Origin of the sequence: Caballeronia sp. ATUFL_F2_KS9A, assembly GCF_023630765.1 — a bacterium.
In the GTDB taxonomy this organism is placed as follows: Bacteria; Pseudomonadota; Gammaproteobacteria; order Burkholderiales; family Burkholderiaceae; genus Caballeronia; species Caballeronia zhejiangensis.
This window is the reverse complement of sequence record NZ_JALQEK010000033.1, coordinates 54567-73281: the sequence shown is the minus strand read 5'-3', so window position 1 is coordinate 73281 and position 18715 is coordinate 54567. Positions and strand designations below refer to the sequence as shown.

Sequence of the window (18715 nt, the reverse complement as noted above, 5' to 3'; positions counted from 1 at the left end):
CGCAGGCCATGAAAAAGTTCATCAACCATGTCGACGACTTTCTGACTGAGAGCCTTGCCGGATTCGCCGCCGCGCATGACGATCTCGTCGTGCTCAATCACGAACCTGTGTTCGTGCGGCGCAAGACGTTGAAGCCGGGCAAGGTCGCGCTGGTCTCGGGCGGCGGATCGGGACACGAGCCCTTGCATAGCGGCTTCGTCGGGTACGGAATGCTGGACGCCGCGTGCCCTGGCCAGGTGTTTACTTCGCCGACGCCCGATCAGATGATGGCAGCCGCCAAGGCCGTCGATACGGGCGCGGGCACGCTCTTCATCGTGAAGAACTATTCCGGCGATCTGATGAACTTCGAAATGGCATCCGAAATGTCGGAGTTGGCGAATGCGATGGTGCTGATCAACGACGATGTCGCGGTCGAAAACTCCAGTTATACGACGGGCCGGCGGGGCGTGGCGGGTGCGGTGATCGTCGAGAAGCTGGTGGGCAGTCTCGCCGAGAGCGGCGCGGATCTCGAACAATGCAAGGCGTTCGGCGACCGGATCAACAAGCATACGGCGTCGATGGGCGTCGCGTTTTCGAGTTGCACCGTGCCCGCAGCGGGCACGCTGACGTTCAAGATCGGCGACGATGAAATGGAGGTCGGCGTCGGCATTCATGGCGAGCCAGGGCGGCGGCGAACGCGCTTTGCCGCCGCCGACGCGATCGCGGCAGAGCTGCTGACGGCGATCGTCGCCGATCTGAAACCGGGGAACGGCTCGGAGCTGCTGGTCTTGATCAATGGGCTGGGCGGCACGCCGCTCGGCGAACTGTATCTGCTGTTCAATTCCACGCGCTCGTGGCTGCACCAGCGCGGTCTCGCGGTCACGCGCGTACAGGTCGGATCGCTCACGACGTCGCTGGAAATGGCCGGTGCGTCGATCACCTTGTGCGTGCTGGACGATGAAATGAAGCGGCATTGGGACAGCCCCGTGCATACGCCATCGCTCAGGTGGGGAATGTAGATTCGCCGGAACGTTTGCAATCGTCCGGTCGCTCGGCCGGAATTGCGTCCTCTTTCACGAGCCATCAGTTTTGTTTATCGGCGTATCGGCGACGCGGCCCTTGCGCGCTTCGCCGCGCGCCGCGTCCCAGCGGCCTTCCGCGCCTATAAAACCCCATGCGTAAAGGCAAAGTTCTGGTTTACGCGTAGTACCCGGCCTGCCTCCTTCCTCGCTACCCTTCGGCTTCAGTTTCCCTAAAGCAAGCCCGCTCGGCCACGCATTCTGAAGGAGTAGCGCACATGGCACGGATCATCGGAGGCATCGCCGCCTCGCACACGCCGACCATCGGTTTCGCGTTCGACAAGAACAAGCGCGACGATCCCGTCTGGGCGCCGATCTTCGAGAACTTCGCGCCGCTCGCGAACTGGCTCGCGGAAAAGCAGCCCGACGTCATCGTCACGATCTACAACGACCACGTCACGTCGTTCTTTTTCGATCACTATTCGGCCTTCGCGCTGGGCGTCGGTCCCGAATGGCGCGTCGCGGACGAAGGCGGCGGCGCGCGCGATCTGCCGCCGATCAAAGGTCATCCCGCACTCGCCGCGCACATCGGCACTTCGCTGATGACCGATGAATTCGACATGTCGTTCTTCCAGAACAAGGCGCTCGATCACGGCTGCTTCTCGCCGCTTTCGATGCTGTGTCCGCACAAGCCCGAATGGCCGGTCAAGCTCGTGCCGCTGCAGATGGGCGTGCTGCAATTGCCCGTGCCGAGCGCGCGCCGCTTCTACAAGCTCGGCCAGGCGCTGCGCCGCGCGATCGAAAGTTATCCGGAAGACATCAAGGTCGCGATTCTCGCGACGGGCGGTCTTTCGCATCAGGTTCACGGCGAGCGCTCGGGCTTCAACAACACGGAATGGGACGCGCGCTTCCTCGATCTCTTCGAGCGCGATCCCGAGCAGCTCGCGAACATGACCATCGCGGAATATGCGGCGCTCGGCGGCTACGAAGGCGCCGAAGTCATCATGTGGCTGACGATGCGCGGTGCGCTTTCGTCGAACGTCGTGTGCAAGCATCGCAGCTATTACCTTCCGTCGATGGCAGGCATCGCCACCGCGATCTACGAAGGCGAGGACAGCGAGACCAAGCCCGCGATCGTCGAGCGTCATCGTCAGAAGATGGCCGTTCAGCTCACCGATGTCGAGAAGCTCGAAGGCACGTATCCGTTCTCGATTGAAACGGCGGTGCGCGCGTATCGCATCAACGATTATCTGCATCGCATGGTCGAGCCCGCGCATCGCGAGGCATTCAAGGCCGATGAAGAAGCGAGCTTCGAAGCAGCGGGCCTTTCCGAGCAGGAACGCGATCTCATTCGCCGGCGCGATTGGCGCGGCCTGCTTCATTACGGCGTGATCTTCTTCATGCTCGAAAAGCTCGGCGCGGTGACGGGCATATCGAATCTGCATATCTACGCCGCGATGCGCGGCGAAACGCTCGAAGCGTTTCAAAGGACGCGCAACGCACCGGGCGCGTTGTATTCGGTCGCGGGCAAAGGCTCGGAGAAGCTCGACTGGGACAAAGCGGAAAAGGCCAGAAGCTAAACACGAACGCGTTGCATGGGACCGGAGTAAGCGCAGAAGCACCGACTCCGGCCAACAGGGGACAGGAGACAAACATGACTAGCGGTAAAACCATCGACATCAAGGGCTTCATCGACGAACGCCCGATTTCCGCCTACCAGTGGCTGCTGGTGGCGCTGTGCTTTCTCATCGTGACGGCCGACGGCATGGACGTGGCGATCATGGGCTTCGTCGCGCCATCGATCATCGCGGACTGGCATATCTCGCGGCCCGCGTTCGGCCTCGTGATGAGCGCGGCGCCCATCGGTCTCGTGATCGGCGCACTGGCGGCGGGACCGGCATCGGATCGCATCGGGCGCAAGTGGGTTCTGATTACCTCGGTATTCCTCTTCGGCGTCTTCACGATCGCGACCGCGTTCACGAATTCGCCTTCCAGCATGGCGCTTTTGCGCGTACTGACCGGCATCGGTCTCGGCGCGGCGATGCCCAACACGACGACGCTGCTCTCCGAATACGCGCCGCAACGCAAGCGCGCGCTGCTCATCACGATCATGTTCACGGGCTTCAATCTCGGCTCCGCGCTGATCGGCTTCGTCGCGGGCTGGCTGATTCCGGTGCACGGCTGGCGCTCGGTGCTGATCTTCGGCGGCGCGCTGCCGCTCTTGCTGATCCCGCTGCAAATCTGGCTGCTGCCTGAATCCGCGCGTCTGCTCGCGGTGCGCGGCGCGACCTCGCAACGCATCGGCAAGGTGCTCGGCCGCGTGTGCGGCGCGCGTTTCGATGGTAGCGAAACGTTCGTATCGAACGAGCCTCCGCTGCCGACGAAGAAGCCGATCGGCGTGTTGTTCTCGCACGGCTACGGTTTGATGACGGCAGCGCTGTGGGTCACGTATTTCATGGGCCTGCTCGTGATCTACCTGCTGACCGGCTGGCTGCCGACGCTCATGAAGGACGCGGGCCTCACCGTCTCCTCAGCGGCGAACGTCACGGCGATGTTCCAGATCGGCGGCACGATCGGCGCGATCATCGTCGGATGGATCATGGACAAGGCGCGTCCGGCGCCCGTGATCAGCGCGGCGTATCTCGGCGGCGCGGTGTGCGTGCTCGGACTGGCGTGGATCGGCGCGCTGTCGTCGTCGCTCGCGGTGCTCGTGTTCGCAGCGGGCTTTTGCATGAGCGGCGCGCAAACCGGTCTCAACGCCTTCGCGCCGGGACGTTATCCGACCGTCGCGCGTGCAACCGGCGTGAGCTGGATGCTCGGCATGGGCCGCTTCGGCAGCATCTTCGGTTCCGCATTCGGCGGCGCGTTGCTCGGCCTCGGTTGGGAGTTCGGCGCGATCCTCGCGATGCTCGCCGTGCCCGCGACGCTCGCGGCAATATCGATTCTCGTCGCACAACGCACGCGTGCCGACGAAGCACACGCACAAACGACTGCAGCACACTAGTACCTGGAGTAAGGGATGATCATCGACATTCACGGCCACTACACGACCGCGCCAAAAGCGCTCGAAGCGTGGCGCAACCGGCAGATCGCCGGCATCAGTAATCCATCGGAGATGCCGGCTGCTTCGGAGTTGCATATCAGCGACGACGAACTGCGCGAATCGATCGAAAGCAATCAATTGCGCCTGATGCGCGAACGCGGCCTCGATCTCACCGTGTTCAGTCCGCGCGCGAGTTTCATGGCGCATCACATCGGCGACTTCGAAGTGTCGAGCACTTGGGCCGCGATCTGCAACGAGCTGTGCTATCGCGTGAGCGAACTGTTTCCCGATAGCTTTATTCCGGCGGCGATGTTGCCGCAGAGCCCGGGCGTCGACGTATCGACGTGCATTCCCGAGCTCGTGAAGTGCGTCGAGCAATACGGCAATGTCGCGATCAACCTGAATCCGGATCCGTCGGGCGGGCACTGGACGAGCCCGCCGCTTTCGGATCGCTCGTGGTATCCGATCTACGAGAAGATGGTCGAGTACGACATCCCTGCGATGATTCATGTGAGCACGAGCTGCAACGCGTGCTTTCACACGACGGGCGCGCATTACCTGAACGCCGATACGACCGCGTTCATGCAGTGCCTCACGTCCGATCTGTTCCGCGATTTTCCGACGCTCAAGTTCGTGATTCCGCATGGCGGCGGCGCGGTGCCGTATCACTGGGGGCGTTTCCGCGGACTCGCGCAGGAGCTGAAAAAGCCTTTGTTGAAGGATCATTTGCTCAACAACGTGTTCTTCGATACCTGCGTCTATCATCAGCCGGGCATCGATCTGCTGACGCGCGTGATTCCCGTCGACAACATTTTGTTTGCAAGCGAAATGATCGGCGCGGTGCGCGGCATCGATCCTGAAACGGGACACTATTTCGACGATACGAAGCGCTACGTCGAAGCCGCGCAGATCGAGCCGGAAGCGCGCTACAAGATTTACGAAGGCAACGCGCGCCGCGTGTATCCGCGCCTCGATGCGGCGCTCAAAGCAAAGGGACGTTGATATGTACGAACTGGGTGTGGTGTATCGCAACATCAATCGCGCGAATGCGGATGCGGCCGCCAGGCTCGGCGCACTCGGCTCGGCGACCGTGCACGAAGCGATGGGCCGTGTCGGCCTGATGAAGACCTACATGCGGCCGATCTATGCGGGCGCGCAAGTGAGCGGCACGGCCGTGACCGTGTTGCTGCAACCGGGCGACAACTGGATGATGCACGTCGCGGCCGAGCAGATTCAGCCTGGCGATATCGTCGTGGCCGCATGCACGACGGACAATACCGACGGCTTCTTCGGCGATCTGCTCGCGACGAGCTTCAAGGCGCGCGGCGCGCGTGCGCTCATCATCGACGGCGGCGTGCGCGATGTGCGCGTGCTGACGGAGATGAACTTCCCCGTATGGAGCCGCGCGATTTCCTCGAAGGGCACGGTGAAGGCGACGCTCGGCTCGGTGAACATTCCGGTCGTGTGCGCGGGCGCATGGGTCACGCCGGGCGATGTGATCGTCGCGGATGACGATGGCGTCGTGGTCGTGCCGTCCGCATCGGCGCAACAGGTGCTCGATAAAGCCACTGCGCGCGAGGCGCTCGAGGAAGAAAAACGCGCGAAGCTCGCAAGCGGCGTGCTCGGTCTCGACATGTACAAGATGCGCGAACCGCTGGAAAAAGCGGGCCTGCGCTATATCGACTGACGCGCATGAGCATCACCGGTATCTCTTCGATGGCCACGCGCCAAGTGCTGAACGATCTCGCTTGCGCGTATGAAGCGCAGTCGGGCCAGCGCGTTGCGATCGTATCGGTGGGCGGCGTCGCGGCGGTCAGGCGTATCGAAGCGGGCGAAGCGTTCGATATTGTCGTGCTCGCTTCGGATGCGATCGATCGGCTCGCGGCATCAGGACACGTCGATGCAGCGAGTCGCGTGCGGATCGCGCGTTCGGGCGTTGCGATCGCGGTGAAAGCGGGCGCGCGGCGTCCTGCCATCGACGATGAAGCCGCCGTGCGTGAAGCCGTGCTCGCGGCGCGCACCATCGGTTATTCGACGGGGCCGAGCGGCGTCTATCTGACGCGTCTGTTCGAGCGTTGGGGCATCGCTCAACGCATCGCATCGCGCATCGTGCAGGCGCCGCCGGGTGTCGCTGTCGGCGCGCTCATCGCGCGTGGCGAAGTCGAACTCGGCTTCCAGCAGTTGAGCGAGATGATCGGCGTCGAAGGCATCGACGTGCTCGGTATGTTGCCGCCGGCGATTCAAACGCTGACGGTATTCGAAGGTGCGATCGGTGCGAACGCAAGCGCATCGAAAGATGCTCGCGCGTTCCTGGCGTTTCTCGGTTCGAGCGATACCGACGCGACCAAAATCAAACACGGCATGGAGCCGGTCAACTAAAAAAAGCGCGCAACCATTGCGCGCTTTTTTCATTTCACGACGTCATTCAGCGACGGCGTAACGTTCGAGCCAATGCGCATAAGGCGCGGGCAATGCCCACGACGGCTTCTCGACCTTCAACTGCTTGGCTGCCTGATACGGCCAATGCGGATTCGACAGATGCGCGCGGCCGATCATCACGAGATCGAGTTGACCGGATTCGACCGCGTGTTCCGCGTTCGGCGGCGAATCGAAGCCCCACGCCGACGCAACCGGTATCTCCGCTTCTCGGCGCACGCGTTCCGCGATCGGGCCGAGGAACGCCGGTCCCCATGGAATGCGCGCATCGGGCGTCGAGAAGCCGACGCTCACGCTCATCAGATCGAGTCCTTTGCGACGCAGCGTCTTCGTCAGTTCGATGGATTCGTTCAGCGTGGCTTCATCGCGGCCGTCGTATTCGATGACGCCGAAACGCGCCGTCAGCGGCAGGTTCTCGGGCCACACTTCGCGCACCGCGTCGAAGGTCTCGACGATGAAGCGGCTGCGTCCCGCGAGATCGCCGCCGTATTGATCGTCGCGCTGGTTGGCATCGACGGAGAAGAAGCTTTGGGCGAGATAGCCGTGCGCGAAGTGCAGTTCCAGCCATTCGAAACCCGCTTCGCGTGCGCGACGTGCGGCCGCCGCGAAGTCGGCCTTCACGCGCGCGATGTCGTCGAGCGTCATCGCCTTGGGCACTTTCGGCAGCCCGCCGCCGAATGCGACCGCCGATGGCGCGAGCGTGTCCCAGCCGCGTGCATCGTCGGACGGGATGTGATCGTCGCCTTCCCACGGACGATTCGCGCTCGCCTTGCGGCCCGCATGCGCGATCTGGATGCCGGGCACCGCGCCCGCCGCCTTGATCGCCGCCGCGATGTTCTTCATGCCTTCGATGTGCGCGTCGTCCCAAAGACCCGTGCATCCCGGCGTGATGCGGCCTTCCGGCGATACACCCGTCGCCTCGACGATCACGAGGCCCGCGCCGCCGCGCGCAAGGCTCGCGTAATGGCTCAGGTGCCAGTCGTTGACGAAGCCGTCGATGGCGCTGTACTGGCACATTGGCGGAATGGCGATGCGGTTGCGCAGCGTGACGTCCTTCAGTTTGAAAGGAGTGAAGAGTGCTGACATCTGTGGTTCTCTGTATCAATGAAGGCGTTCAGATTAACCGTTCAGTGTCATAATGAAAACTATCTGCAGATTATCGGTTCGATAAAATTTCGTGATGCTCAATCCGCAATGGCTGCGCACCTTTCTCGCGCTCGTCGACCTCGGCAACTTCACGCGCGCCGCCGAGCGGCTCGATCTGACGCAGGCCGCCGTGAGCCAGCATCTTCGTCATCTGGAAGACGAACTGGGCCTGCTCGTGATTCGCCGTCCGCGCGGCATCGAACTCACGCCGGCGGGCAGGGCGTTGATCGACTATTGCAACGAGATGGAACTGGCGGGCAAGCGTCTCGCTTCCCGGCTGTCGGATAGCGAAGACGAAGCTGGCGAAATCGGCCTCATCACGCCGGGCAGCATCGGGCTCGTGCTGTTTCCGCTGCTGCTCGATTTGCAGCAGCAGCGTCCGGAATGGAAGATGCGTCATCGCTTCGCGCCCGATTCGGAAGTGCTCGAAGCCGTGCTGGAGAGCCGCTACGACCTCGGCATCGTCGCGTTGAAGCCCGACGATCCGCGTCTCGCGGCGAGCAAGTTCATCGAGGAGCCGCTCGAACTCGTCGTGCCCGCGAACGAAGACGTACACGAATGGAGCGATCTCGAACGGCTCGGCTTCATCGACTATCCGGAAGCGCACATGACCGCGAGCCGTCTGCTGAGCCGCCGCTTCCCGGGCAATCCAGGCGTCGCGAGCTTGCGCCGGCAAGGCTTCAGCAATCAGATCAGCCTCATACTGGAGTTCGTCGCGCGCGGACTCGGCTTCACGGTGATACCGCGTTATGCGCGCATCGCGTTCGGCCAGCCAGAAGCGATCGGCGTGGTCGAATGCGGCGCGCCGGTGATCGATACGCTGTGGCTCATCCGCCGCGCGGAATGGCCGCTGCCCGCGCGTTGCGCGCGGACCGTGGAGTATTTGCGGGAACGTGTGGGCGTTCCCACAATCAAGGCCGATTCGAAGAAGAAGCGTCGGCGCTAGTCAATGTCCCCAGCGCAGCACGAGCGGATCGAGCTTGCGCGCGACTTTCAGCAAGCCTTCGCGCACGGCAGGATGCATCGGCGCGAGCGGGTGACGCACTGCATCCGAGCGAATCACGCCGCCTTCCTTCATCAGCGTCTTGCACGCCGCGAGACCGCACTGACGGTTCTCGTAGTTGATGAGCGGAAGCCATTGCTGATACAGCTCGGCGGCTTTGTCGGAATCGCCCGCGAAGTAGGCATCGACGATCTTGCGGATGCCGTCGGGGTAGCCGCCGCCGGTCATGGCGCCGGTCGCGCCCGCGTCGAAGTCGGGCATCAGCGTGATCGCCTCTTCGCCGTCCCACGGACCGACGATCGCATCGCCGCCGAGTTCGATCAGCTCGCGCAGCTTCGATGCAGCCTGCGCCGTTTCGATCTTGAAGTACGACACATGCTCGACGTCGCGCGCGAGCTTCGCGAGAAACGACGCGGAGAGCAGCGTGCCAGCGACAGGCGCGTCCTGAATCATGATCGGAATGTCGATCGCGTTCGATACTTCGCGATAGAACTCGTGGATGCCGCGCTCGCCCACGCGAATCGTCGCGCCGTGATAAGGCGGCATGATCATGACCATTGCGGCGCCCGCGTCCTGCGCGGCGCGGCTGCGCTCCGCACAGATGCGCGAGCTGAAATGCGTCGTCGTGACGATCACCGGCACGCGGCCCGCCACATGTTCGAGCACGGTGCGCTGAACGGTGTCGCGTTCCGCATCGGATAGCGCGAACTGTTCGGAAAAGTTCGCGAGTATGCATACGCCGTGCGAGCCGGCATCGATCATGAAATCGATCGCGCGCTTCTGGCCTTCGAGATCGAGGCGGCCCTGATCGTCGAAGATGGTCGGAGCGACGGGAAAGACGCCGCGATAAACAGGTGCAGCCATTGAAGTAAGTCTCCTTTGGTTGGTCTAGATCCGGTACAGCGCGCACGCGTTGTCGAAGAATAGCGCGAGACGTTCTTCGCGCGAGCGCGCTGCGACGATCGTCTTGAAGCCGGTAAAAAGATCATCGAGCGTGACGACGAGGCTATCGACCGGAAAGTTACTCGCGAAGAGGCATCGCGCGACGCCGAAGCTTTCGATCGCATTGCGCACGATGCGTCCGTTGCGCTCGACACGCCAGCTTACGCCAGGTTCGCCGATCCCCGATATCTTGAGCCATACGTTCGGCGATCGCGCGAGCGCATCGAGCGCGGCGCGCCAAGCCGTTAGCGCTTCCTCGCTACGATCGGCGGGCAGGCCGGCATGGTTCACGATGATTTTCATCTGCGGAAAGTCGCGCGCGAGTTCTGCGGCTTCCTCGAAGTGCCACCACGGCGCCTGCAGTTCGAACATCAGGCCACTTTGCGCGAGCAACGCATAACCGCGCCGCCAGCGTTCGCAACGCATCGAGCCGGGCGCGGCGAAATCCGCGCGATGTTCCGCGCGGGGCACGGTCTTCGGTTTATGACGCACGCTGCGCACGAGCGGCATCTCGCGATAGGCGTCGATGACATCGGCGACATCGTCGCGATCGAGCCAGATCTGCGCGGCCATCGCGTTCGGCAAGCCGGTGCGTTCGTGCAGCGCCGTCGCCCAGCGCGCTTCGCCGAGCACGTCGCGCGGATCCCATTCGCCTTCCATCATCACCGTCTTCACGATGCGATGATTGCCCGCCTGCGCGAAGTAGTCGTCGGGCAGGAAGTTCTTGCAGATCGACGCGTAATCGCCGTAACGAAACGCGATGCGCGGCAGATCGCGCAGCCACGGATGATAGTTGCGCGACACGTCCCAGAAGTGATGATGCGCGTCGACGATGGGCAGATCGGCGTCGTCGCCGCTTTGCAGAAAGCGTTCGCGCAATGCTTCGATGCGTTCTTGCATCATGGCGTCAGCTCACGCGGTCTTGCGCCATGCGCACGGCGATGTCGAAGGCCTTTTGCGTGGCGCCGGCATCGGCGCGGCCCTGGCCGTGGATATCGAACGCGGTGCCGTGCGCGGGCGTCGTGATCGGAACGGGCAGGCCGCCGTGCACCGTGACACCGCGCCAGAAGCCCATGAGTTTCATCGCTATCTGGCCTTGATCGTGATACATCGTGACCACGCCATCGAAGACCTTCTGATCGCGCGCGCGCACGAAGATGGTGTCGGCGGGGAAGGGGCCTTGCGCGTCATAGCCTCGCGCACGCGCTTCTTCGACGGCCGGCGCGATCACGTCGATTTCCTCGCGGCCGAACGCGCCGTTGTCGCCGTTATGCGGATTGAAGCCGCACACCGCGATGCGCGGCTTGTCCACGCCCGCGCGCTTCAGACCATCGTGAATCAGTTGCACCGCGCCGACGATGCGCTCGGGCGTGAGCTTCGCGCTCACGTCCTTCAGCGCGATATGCGAGGTCACGCGCGAGGTCCACAATTCGTCGAGCACGTTGAACTCGCAGAACGCGCCGCTATAGTCGAGCTGACGCGCGAACCATTCCATCTCGTCGTTCGTTTCCATGCCGGCCATGTGCAGCGAAGTCTTGTTGACGGGCGCGAACAGCATCGCTTGCGTGCGGTTTGCGCGCGTCATCGCAAGCGCTTGTTTGAAGGCTTCCAGGCTATAACGGCCGCCGCGTTCCGTCGATACGGCGCGCTCGTAAGGCGCATCGTCGGGCAGGCGGAAATCGATGAGCGAGGGCACGCCGGTATCGCGCGCGGCGGCCGCTTCGTTGTCGATGACTCCATACTCGAAGCGTTGCTGCGCGATCTCCATGCCTTGATCGAGTTCACGCTTGTCGCCGATGATGAGCAGATCGGCGCGCGCGCGATTCTCGGGCTTCGCGATGAGACGCGCGATCAGTTCGGGACCGATGCCGGCGGGATCGCCGAGAAGCACTGCGATGCGAGGTTTCATGTCTGTATGGTCCGTTGTCGGTTATTAACGCGTGCGGCGCAGATCGATTGCGATCGAACCGAAGATATACACCAGCGCGCACGCGCCGTAAAAGTGCAGCACCGCATCGAAAGAGCGGGTGCACTGAAGAATGAAGCCGGTGATGAGCGGAATCGAAATGCCGCCGACGCTGCCCGCGCAGTTCATGCATGCACCGAGCAGACCCACGCGTCCCGGGCTTGCGAGCAGCGAAGGCAGGCTCCAGTAGAGACTGCCCCACATCAGCAGGAACGATGCGCCGCACAGCACGGCGACCGCGACGACGGGCGAAGTGATCGTCGGGAGCGCGGCGAATACGGCGAGCGTTGCGATGCCCGAGACCGCGATCATCGTCTTCACGACTTTACCGCGCGACAGATTCATCCCGCACAAGGCATCGCACAGGAAGCCACCGGAAAGCGAACCGAGCGCGCCCGCGAGGAAGATGAAGAAGGTCGCCGCGCCGATCTGCGAAAGGCTCAGACCGCGCGCCTGTGTCAGATAGCTCGGGCCCCACGTGAGCAAGCCGAAGAAGATCATCGCCCAGCTCATGCGGCCGACGCACATCGCGATGGTCGAGCGCAGCGGCAGCGGCGCATCGTCCTGGCTTGCGTGCATCGCCTTCGATGCGGGCGGCGCGCCGTCGTGGATATGCGCCAGTTCCGCGCCATTGACGCCGGGATGTTTCGCGGGATCGTCGCGCAGATAGCGCCATGCGAGCCATCCGCATGCGATGGTCGCAAGCCCCGCGACGACGAACGCGGTGCGCCACGAGCCGAACATGAGGATCAGGTTCGAGATCGCGAGACCGCCAATCGCGGCGCCGAGCGGCGATCCGGCATCCATCAGCACCGCGCCGCGCGCGCGTTCCTTGCGCGACAGCCACAGCGCGTTGAGCTTGCTGCCGGCGGGAAAGAGCGGTGCCTCCGCGCCGCCGAGACCCACGCGCAATAGCAACATCGACATGCCGCCGGTGGCTGCGCCCATCAGCGTCTGGAAGAGACCCCACAAGACAGTTGCACCTGCAACTACTTTGCGCGGGCCGAGTTTGTCGATGAGCCAGCCGCCCGGAATCTGCAACAGCGCGTATGACCAGAAGAAGCTCGACAGCACGAGCCCTTGCATCGCGGGCGAGAGCGCGAACTCCTTCGCGATGGTGGGCATCGCGATGGAAAGCGAGATGCGGTCGACGAGATTGATCAGCGTGATGAGGAACACCACGCCGAAGATGCGCCAGCGCACGCTCGTCACGTGTGTGGACGAGGCGGCGTCGTGCGCCGTGTGCGCTTCGATTCTGCTTTCCATGTTCGTCTCCTGTCGCCTCGGGCTGCATGGTCCCGAGGTCGCATCGTCATTCGATGATGTTGAAGTCGCTCAGATGCTTGTCGGACAGCGTGATGCCGAGGCCCGGCGTTTCATCGGAGAGTTGCAGATAGCCGTTCTCCGGCTGCGGTTCGCCGTCGAAGATGTAATAGAAAAGCTCGTTGCCGACTTCGACATCGAACACCGGGAAGAACTCGGACATCGGGCTCGCGGTGCTCGACATCGTCAGGTGATAGTTGTGCATCTGGCCCGCGTGCGGAATGACCGGCACGGACCACGCTTCGGCCATGGCGTTGATCTTGCGCGCCGCCGTGATGCCGCCGACGCGATTCGTGTCGTATTGAATGACATCGACGGCCCGGCGTTCGAGCAGATCCTTGAAGCCATAACTCGTGAACTCGTGCTCGCCGCCGGAGATCGGCACGATGTTCATCTTCTTGAGTTCCTGATAGCCTTCGACGTCGTCGCCGATCACCGGTTCTTCGAGCCAGCGCGGATTGAATTCGGCAAGGCGCGGCAACATGCGGCGCGCGTATTCCAGCGTCCAGCCCATATAGCATTCGAGCATGATGTCGACGTCATCGCCGGCAAGCTCGCGCAACAGGCGCACTTGTTCGAGATTCTTCGCCATGCCTTTCGGACCGTCTTTGGGGCCATAGCCGAAGCGCATTTTCATCGCGGTGAAACCTTGATCGAGATAACCTTGCGCTTCGGCGAGAAACGCGTCGCGATCGTCGTTGTTATAGAGCTTCGATGCATAACACCAGATCTTCTCTTTCGTTCGGCCGCCGAGCAGCTTGAAGACGGGCTTCTTCACGGCCTTGCCCATGATGTCCCATAGTGCGATATCCATCGCCGAGATCGCCGCCATGCCGATGCCCTTGCGGCCCCAGGCGAGCGTGCGCCGATACATCTTCTGCCAGATGTATTCGTGATCGAACGGATCTTCGCCGATGGCGATAGGCGCGAGATATTCATCGACGATCTGCTTCGCGACGCGCGGCGCGAGCGCGCAATTGCCGATGCCGACGGTTCCGTCGTCGCATTCGATCTCGACGACGAGCCAGCCGTGAAAGCGGAACGAGCCCATTGCATCGCCGCGCTCGTAGAGGATATCGACGGCGTTCGTACAGAAATGCGATTGCGGCGGAACGACCTTGCCTTTCCATTCGAAAACGCGCGCGCGGACATGCTTGATCTTCATCTTCGGTGTCTCCGTGTGGTTCGATTGATGCCGCGCGCACTGCATGATGCGAGGGTTTGCGCGGCTGTTTCGGGTAGCGCTAGTGTGCGAAACTCCGCGATAACTGACCATTGAATAATTTGAATCAGGCTATTTCCTGGAGTTATCACTCGCATGATCGCGCCCGCTTCGACCATCCGCAAACGTCTGCGCTTACGTCATCTGCAATTGATGATGGCGCTTTCGGAAACCGAATCGCTCAGAAGCGCCGCCGACGAACTCGCGATGACGCAGCCTGCCGCGACGAAGGCGTTGAAGGAACTGGAAGACACGATCGGCGCGTCGCTGTTCGTGCGTCATGCGCGAGGCATGGAGCCGACGATCTACGGCGAAGCGGTGATGCGCTATGCGCGCGTCGTGTTCGAGGACCTCGATGAATTGCGCGATGAGCTCGCGGCGATCGAGGCGGGCGATATCGGCAAGGTGCGGATCGGCGCGGTGATGGCACCTGCGCCTGACTTGCTGACGAAGGTGATCGTGGAGTTGAAGGAAGCGCATCCGCGCTTGCAGATCAGCGTGCAGATCGATACGAGCGATGTGCTCGTGCAGGCCTTGCAGCAGGATCAGTTGGATATTGTCGTCGGGCGCATTCCTTATGGCTTCTCAGCGCTGGATCTGACGTTCGAGACCTTGTCGGAAGAGGCGCTCGCGATCGTTGCGCGGCCGGATCATCCTTCTGTTGGTATTGCGGGCAAGCCGAAGCTCGCCGATCTCGCGAAGTATCCGTGGATCGTGCAGCCGCATCCGAGTCCGATGCGGCAGATCATCGACCAGACGTTTCGTGAGTCGCGTGTGGCGCCGCCGGTGAGTACCGTGGAGACTTCTTCGATTCTGACCACGTTGTCGCTGTTGCGGGATTCGGACATGCTGGCTGTGTTGCCTAGCTCGGTCGCGGATTATTATGCTGCGCTCGATACCATCGCTTCTTTGCCCACCCCGTTGCGGGGGCGTCTCGCGCCTTATGGGTTGATTCTCAGGAAGAACAGGCGGATTAGTCCTGCCACGCAGTTGGTGATTGAGGCTATTCGGAAGGCTTGAGGGTTTGGTTTTATTTTTGCTCTCGCCGGATCTCGTTTTCTAAGTGGTCTATTGGCGTTGCCCCTGTGCGGGAGCCGGCCGGCGAGCCCTATGGGACAGTGCGTCGGGGTTGGCGGCATTTACTGCGTCCTTGCTAAGCTCACATCCAATTGCCGGCACACAATGCTGCACATGACGAGAAGACAAACATCGAGAAGTGAGCGGGCGGCGCGTACTCGTGCGCCGGCAGACGCGCCACAGCGGACCGCGACTTTGCCTAGTTCCTTGGAAGACCCGAACTTGTCGGACAACACACGTTGGGGCACTCGGGAAGGAATGAGACTTCGACCCGCTTGCCGTTGGTCAGGCGAGAATGTTCATAGATATGAGTATCCGTTTCGACTTCTCCTCTAACGAAGCCAAGTTGTGTGAGCAACCGCTTTCCCGCAACTAAACGCGCCTCGGCGAGCCTTTGCGGATCGCGCTCAGTCGTTTCTGCATGCCCGCTAATTTGCGTTATCTCCTTCGTGACGTGTTGGGCATACGCCAACTGCTGTTTTGCTACCCACCCTGCGAGCCGAAGCACTTCCGCGGTCGGGACCTCCGCGCTGTCCTGATTGAAGTAGATGTCGAAGTTCTCGCTTGGAACGCAGGCGAGCACACCTGTCGACGCGGCGAGAAGCAGACTCGATACTGCTTTACATACTGTAGATGACATAACCGGCAATGCTGTCTGCATTCTCGATGGCTTGTTCTGGGTTGGTCTTGCCGAGCGGAAGGCACTCTCTCATGAAGTATCTCCAATCTTTGGTCGCCATAGTGTCGTTGAAGTGACTAGCCTCATGGATCAGTGTGGAAACCATCGAGTCCTTTGCATATGACACCGATCGCATTTCGCAGAAGGCCTCGCGTATCGCGATGGTGTGCGTCTCCGTATCTGGGGCACATACTTCCGCCACTGCGCCAAGGGCGTTACTCAAGTTTGGTGAGCACGAAATATGTGTAGCGTGATCGGGGTCCCATCGCACAAAGTTTTCGGCCTTCAAAGTCTTAAGAACGCGCGAGATGGCAGAAAGGCCCCTGATCAGAGTTTGTCGAGTCGTTTCGTCACATCTCCCGAACCATATGTCGACACGCGCTTCGTCCGCCTGATTCCATCGGCGAAGGTCGTTCAGACGGGCATCAGTCATCTGAACCGCTTCGTCTCTGCAAGAGAAGACCAATTCCCTAAATTGCGCATTGGTCATGTTCGGGCAGATGCGCTGCGTATTGACATACACATCCACCGACGAGCCTTTGACCGCGTTAGTCATCGAGGAATGAACTTCAAATATCTCTTTTGCCATTATTCTGCTTCTTCAATCTCGACCACGACTTTTTCGGTTAAGCTGGTTTTGATGCGTTGCGTCCGTCCTGCTTGGTCTGTCACACCTTCCACGGTCACGCCGTTGCTGCTGACCAGGCGATAGAACACGTTAGCGAGGGGGCGACCGTTCGTTCTGTCGCGAAAGACGTATTGTTCGTCGAAAACGGAAGCGATGGTTGGCATGCTCGCGCCGTGCGCGTTGCCACTACCCGCGCCGCTCTTGAGGAAAATGCCCGGTCTCTTCCCGATTACGACTCGATTCTGTTTGCACGGACAGAGCACGATATCGTTATCAACCACCGCATGACGGCCCTTCTCCTTTATGCCCTGTCCGGTCCCATGTATTTTGTAAGTGCCTTCGCAGTTCCCGCATGTCGCTTGGTCGTCGCTGAGAGCAACCTTTCTCTTGCCGTCGCGAATTGTTGATGTACCAGCGATGACATAGCCACCTGTTGTCGTTGGATCGCCCTCTCGTATTGCGGCTTTACGCATGGCGGATCCAGCAATGGAAAGCTCACTGCTCGTGCCCCGGCCATTGAGTACGTCGCGTTCTTGCATGTTCGTCAATCTGTTTTGTCGGAGATAACGAACGTAGCGGATTTAGGTATCCGACGGAATAGATAGGCGTAACTTTATGTTGACGAGCTACGATACTTTCGAAAACGATGGACAAGCCGTGTCAGAAGAGATGATCTACCCGGGCGTATGCTTGAATGCAACGTGACTGCGCAATGGCGAATTTGCAGTCGATAGGTGAGCGCCGTCCGAGATTGCAACATCGGAATAGCATCCTTCGACGGACGTGGTGGCGATGCTTGACGTCACCCCGGCCGCTGTGTTTAGCGACGACCGCGGACGAACCCGGGATCCGGCGAAAGAAATCCGAACAGCCGAATGACCGCAAAAACCCGCTACTCCGCAAACCCCAACTCCCTCCCAGAAGCCCCCGCACCAGCGCTATCCAACGCAATATCCGGCCGCATAAAAAACGTCATCACGATGCCAACCGCGAGCAACCCCAACGATCCAGCGAACGGCAAAGTCCAACTCCCGGTCCGATCGACGACAAACCCGAACACGATCGGCGAGAAAATCCCCGCGATAGCGGACCCTGCATTCACCAGCCCGCTGGCAATCCCGACATGTTTCGGCGTGATGTCCATCGGCACGGCCCAGATCGGGCCAATCGTCATCTCGAGAAAGAAGAACGACAGGCTCATCGAAGCAGCCATGACCGGCAGCGACTTCACGAACATCACCGGAGCGAGAAACACGAGCGCCCCGAGAAACGCGACGATGATCATGTTGCGCCGCGCCGAAACCACGCTGCCCGTGCGCTTCAGAATGCGATCGGAGATCACGCCGCCCGCCGTATTCCCGACGACGCCCGACAAGAACACGCCCGCCGAAAACAACGCCGAACTCTTCAGATCGAGCCCGCGTCCATGCATGAAGAACGTCGGCAGCCACGTGAAGAAGAGCCAGCCGGTCCAGCCATAGCAGAAGTAGACGAGCATCGTCGGCGAGATGCGCTTGAGCAGGCGTCCCCACGGCGTCGGTTCGCGCGTCTTGTCGACGGCGACCTTGTTCTCCGGCGGCAACTCCGCTTCTTCCTCGGCCGTCATATGCCGATGCTTGCGCGGATTGTCCGCGAAGTACCACGCATAAACGATCACCCACACGGCCGTCAGCGCGCCGACGAGCACGAAGGACGCACGCCACGAAGCGAACGCGACCAGCAACGCGATCAACGGCGGCGTAAGCGCGTTGCCAAGACGCGAGAACGAATGCGTGAGCCCCCTGCACGAAGCCGCGCTTGCTCGCCGGATACCAGTTGACGAGCGCGCGCGCCTGCGCCGGCAGCGCCGCGCCTTCGCCGACGCCGAGCAACATGCGCGCGCAGAACAGCGACACGACGCCGCCCGCGAAACCCGTCGCGATCGTCGCGACGATCCAGATCGACGCGCACAGCACGAGCGTCGTCTTCGCGCCGAATCGATCGCTGAACCATCCGCCGATCACCTGGCAGATCGCATACGTATAGGCGAACGCGCCGAACACGAGGCCGACGTCGGTATTGGTGAGATGAAGGTCGTCGCGTATGAGGCCCGCCGCAGCGGACAGGTTCACGCGATCGAGATACATGATGAACGACATCGCGCACATCAGCGCGAGCACGGAGCGGGTGACTCTGGGTCGATGCAGCATCTTCTATGTCTCCTCCGAGGCTTGTTGCGCGCTGGCTGATTCGTTGCGCGCGCTCTTTTATCG

16 protein-coding genes and 1 pseudogene are annotated in these 18715 nt (G+C 61.6%); 8 read left to right on the top strand and 9 right to left on the bottom strand.

From position 1 onward, the window contains the following. Positions 1–8 precede the first annotated feature (8 nt). The 6 genes from dhaK (at position 9) to NCS67_RS23385 (ending at position 6420) form a co-directional block, all read left to right on the top strand. Complete coding sequence (gene dhaK, locus NCS67_RS23410) at positions 9–998, top strand: dihydroxyacetone kinase subunit DhaK (protein ID WP_175982594.1); 990 nt, start codon at positions 9–11, stop codon at positions 996–998. 278 nt (positions 999–1276) lie between these two features. Continuing rightward, positions 1277–2578, top strand: a complete 1302-nt coding sequence (locus tag NCS67_RS23405) for a gallate dioxygenase (protein WP_250436847.1) — start codon at positions 1277–1279, stop codon at positions 2576–2578. A 74-nt stretch (positions 2579–2652) separates the two neighbouring features. Next, positions 2653–4002 carry an MFS transporter gene (locus tag NCS67_RS23400; protein WP_250436846.1) on the top strand — a complete coding sequence of 450 codons (1350 nt, stop codon included), beginning with the start codon at positions 2653–2655 and terminating at the stop codon, positions 4000–4002. Between the two features lie 15 nt (positions 4003–4017). Continuing rightward, the gene (locus NCS67_RS23395) at positions 4018–5043 is read left to right on the top strand and encodes an amidohydrolase family protein (protein ID WP_250436845.1); all 1026 of its coding nucleotides are present in this window, start codon (positions 4018–4020) and stop codon (positions 5041–5043) included. 1 nt (position 5044) lies between these two features. Continuing rightward, complete coding sequence (gene ligK / locus NCS67_RS23390) at positions 5045–5728, top strand: 4-carboxy-4-hydroxy-2-oxoadipate aldolase/oxaloacetate decarboxylase (RefSeq protein WP_175982593.1); 684 nt, start codon at positions 5045–5047, stop codon at positions 5726–5728. 5 nt (positions 5729–5733) lie between these two features. After that, positions 5734–6420 carry a substrate-binding domain-containing protein gene (locus NCS67_RS23385; RefSeq protein WP_250436844.1) on the top strand — a complete coding sequence of 229 codons (687 nt, stop codon included), beginning with the start codon at positions 5734–5736 and terminating at the stop codon, positions 6418–6420. Positions 6421–6462: 42 nt separating this feature from the next. On the opposite strand, the gene NCS67_RS23380 is transcribed toward NCS67_RS23385, so the two are convergent. Further along, positions 6463–7563, bottom strand: a complete 1101-nt coding sequence (locus tag NCS67_RS23380) for an NADH:flavin oxidoreductase/NADH oxidase (RefSeq protein ID WP_008348610.1) — start codon at positions 7561–7563, stop codon at positions 6463–6465. Positions 7564–7657: 94 nt separating this feature from the next. Between NCS67_RS23380 and NCS67_RS23375 the strand changes: the two genes are divergently transcribed. Next, entirely contained in the window at positions 7658–8569 is a 912-nt protein-coding gene (locus NCS67_RS23375) for a LysR family transcriptional regulator (RefSeq protein WP_250436926.1), read from the top strand. Here NCS67_RS23375 and NCS67_RS23370 read toward each other — a convergent pair whose 3' ends face one another. From NCS67_RS23370 to NCS67_RS23350, 5 genes are read right to left on the bottom strand one after another with little or no spacing between them, the layout of a single operon-like run. Beyond that, entirely contained in the window at positions 8570–9490 is a 921-nt protein-coding gene (locus tag NCS67_RS23370) for a dihydrodipicolinate synthase family protein (RefSeq protein ID WP_250436843.1), read from the bottom strand. 24 nt (positions 9491–9514) lie between these two features. Further along, the gene (locus NCS67_RS23365; protein ID WP_008348604.1) at positions 9515–10471 is read right to left on the bottom strand and encodes an amidohydrolase family protein; all 957 of its coding nucleotides are present in this window, start codon (positions 10469–10471) and stop codon (positions 9515–9517) included. A gap of 4 nt (positions 10472–10475) precedes the next feature. Further along, the gene (locus tag NCS67_RS23360; RefSeq protein ID WP_008348602.1) at positions 10476–11477 is read right to left on the bottom strand and encodes a 4-hydroxythreonine-4-phosphate dehydrogenase PdxA; all 1002 of its coding nucleotides are present in this window, start codon (positions 11475–11477) and stop codon (positions 10476–10478) included. 24 nt (positions 11478–11501) lie between these two features. Beyond that, entirely contained in the window at positions 11502–12800 is a 1299-nt protein-coding gene (locus NCS67_RS23355; RefSeq protein WP_250436841.1) for an MFS transporter, read from the bottom strand. Between the two features lie 46 nt (positions 12801–12846). Beyond that, positions 12847–14022 carry an L-rhamnonate dehydratase gene (locus NCS67_RS23350; RefSeq protein WP_250436839.1) on the bottom strand — a complete coding sequence of 392 codons (1176 nt, stop codon included), beginning with the start codon at positions 14020–14022 and terminating at the stop codon, positions 12847–12849. A 153-nt stretch (positions 14023–14175) separates the two neighbouring features. On the opposite strand from NCS67_RS23350, the gene NCS67_RS23345 reads away from it, so the two are divergent. Then, the gene (locus tag NCS67_RS23345) at positions 14176–15099 is read left to right on the top strand and encodes a LysR family transcriptional regulator (RefSeq protein ID WP_008348596.1); all 924 of its coding nucleotides are present in this window, start codon (positions 14176–14178) and stop codon (positions 15097–15099) included. A 677-nt stretch (positions 15100–15776) separates the two neighbouring features. Here the strand turns inward: NCS67_RS23345 and NCS67_RS23340 are convergent. From NCS67_RS23340 to NCS67_RS23330, 3 genes and pseudogenes are all read right to left on the bottom strand, one after another. Then, the gene (locus tag NCS67_RS23340) at positions 15777–16424 is read right to left on the bottom strand and encodes a M35 family metalloendopeptidase (RefSeq protein ID WP_008348594.1); all 648 of its coding nucleotides are present in this window, start codon (positions 16422–16424) and stop codon (positions 15777–15779) included. Then, the gene (locus NCS67_RS23335; RefSeq protein ID WP_250436837.1) at positions 16424–17002 is read right to left on the bottom strand and encodes a PAAR domain-containing protein; all 579 of its coding nucleotides are present in this window, start codon (positions 17000–17002) and stop codon (positions 16424–16426) included. The genes NCS67_RS23340 and NCS67_RS23335 overlap by 1 nt, the downstream gene beginning before the upstream one ends. Before the next feature lie 353 nt (positions 17003–17355). Then, a pseudogene (locus tag NCS67_RS23330) lies at positions 17356–18652 on the bottom strand (MFS transporter). Positions 18653–18715 lie beyond the last annotated feature (63 nt).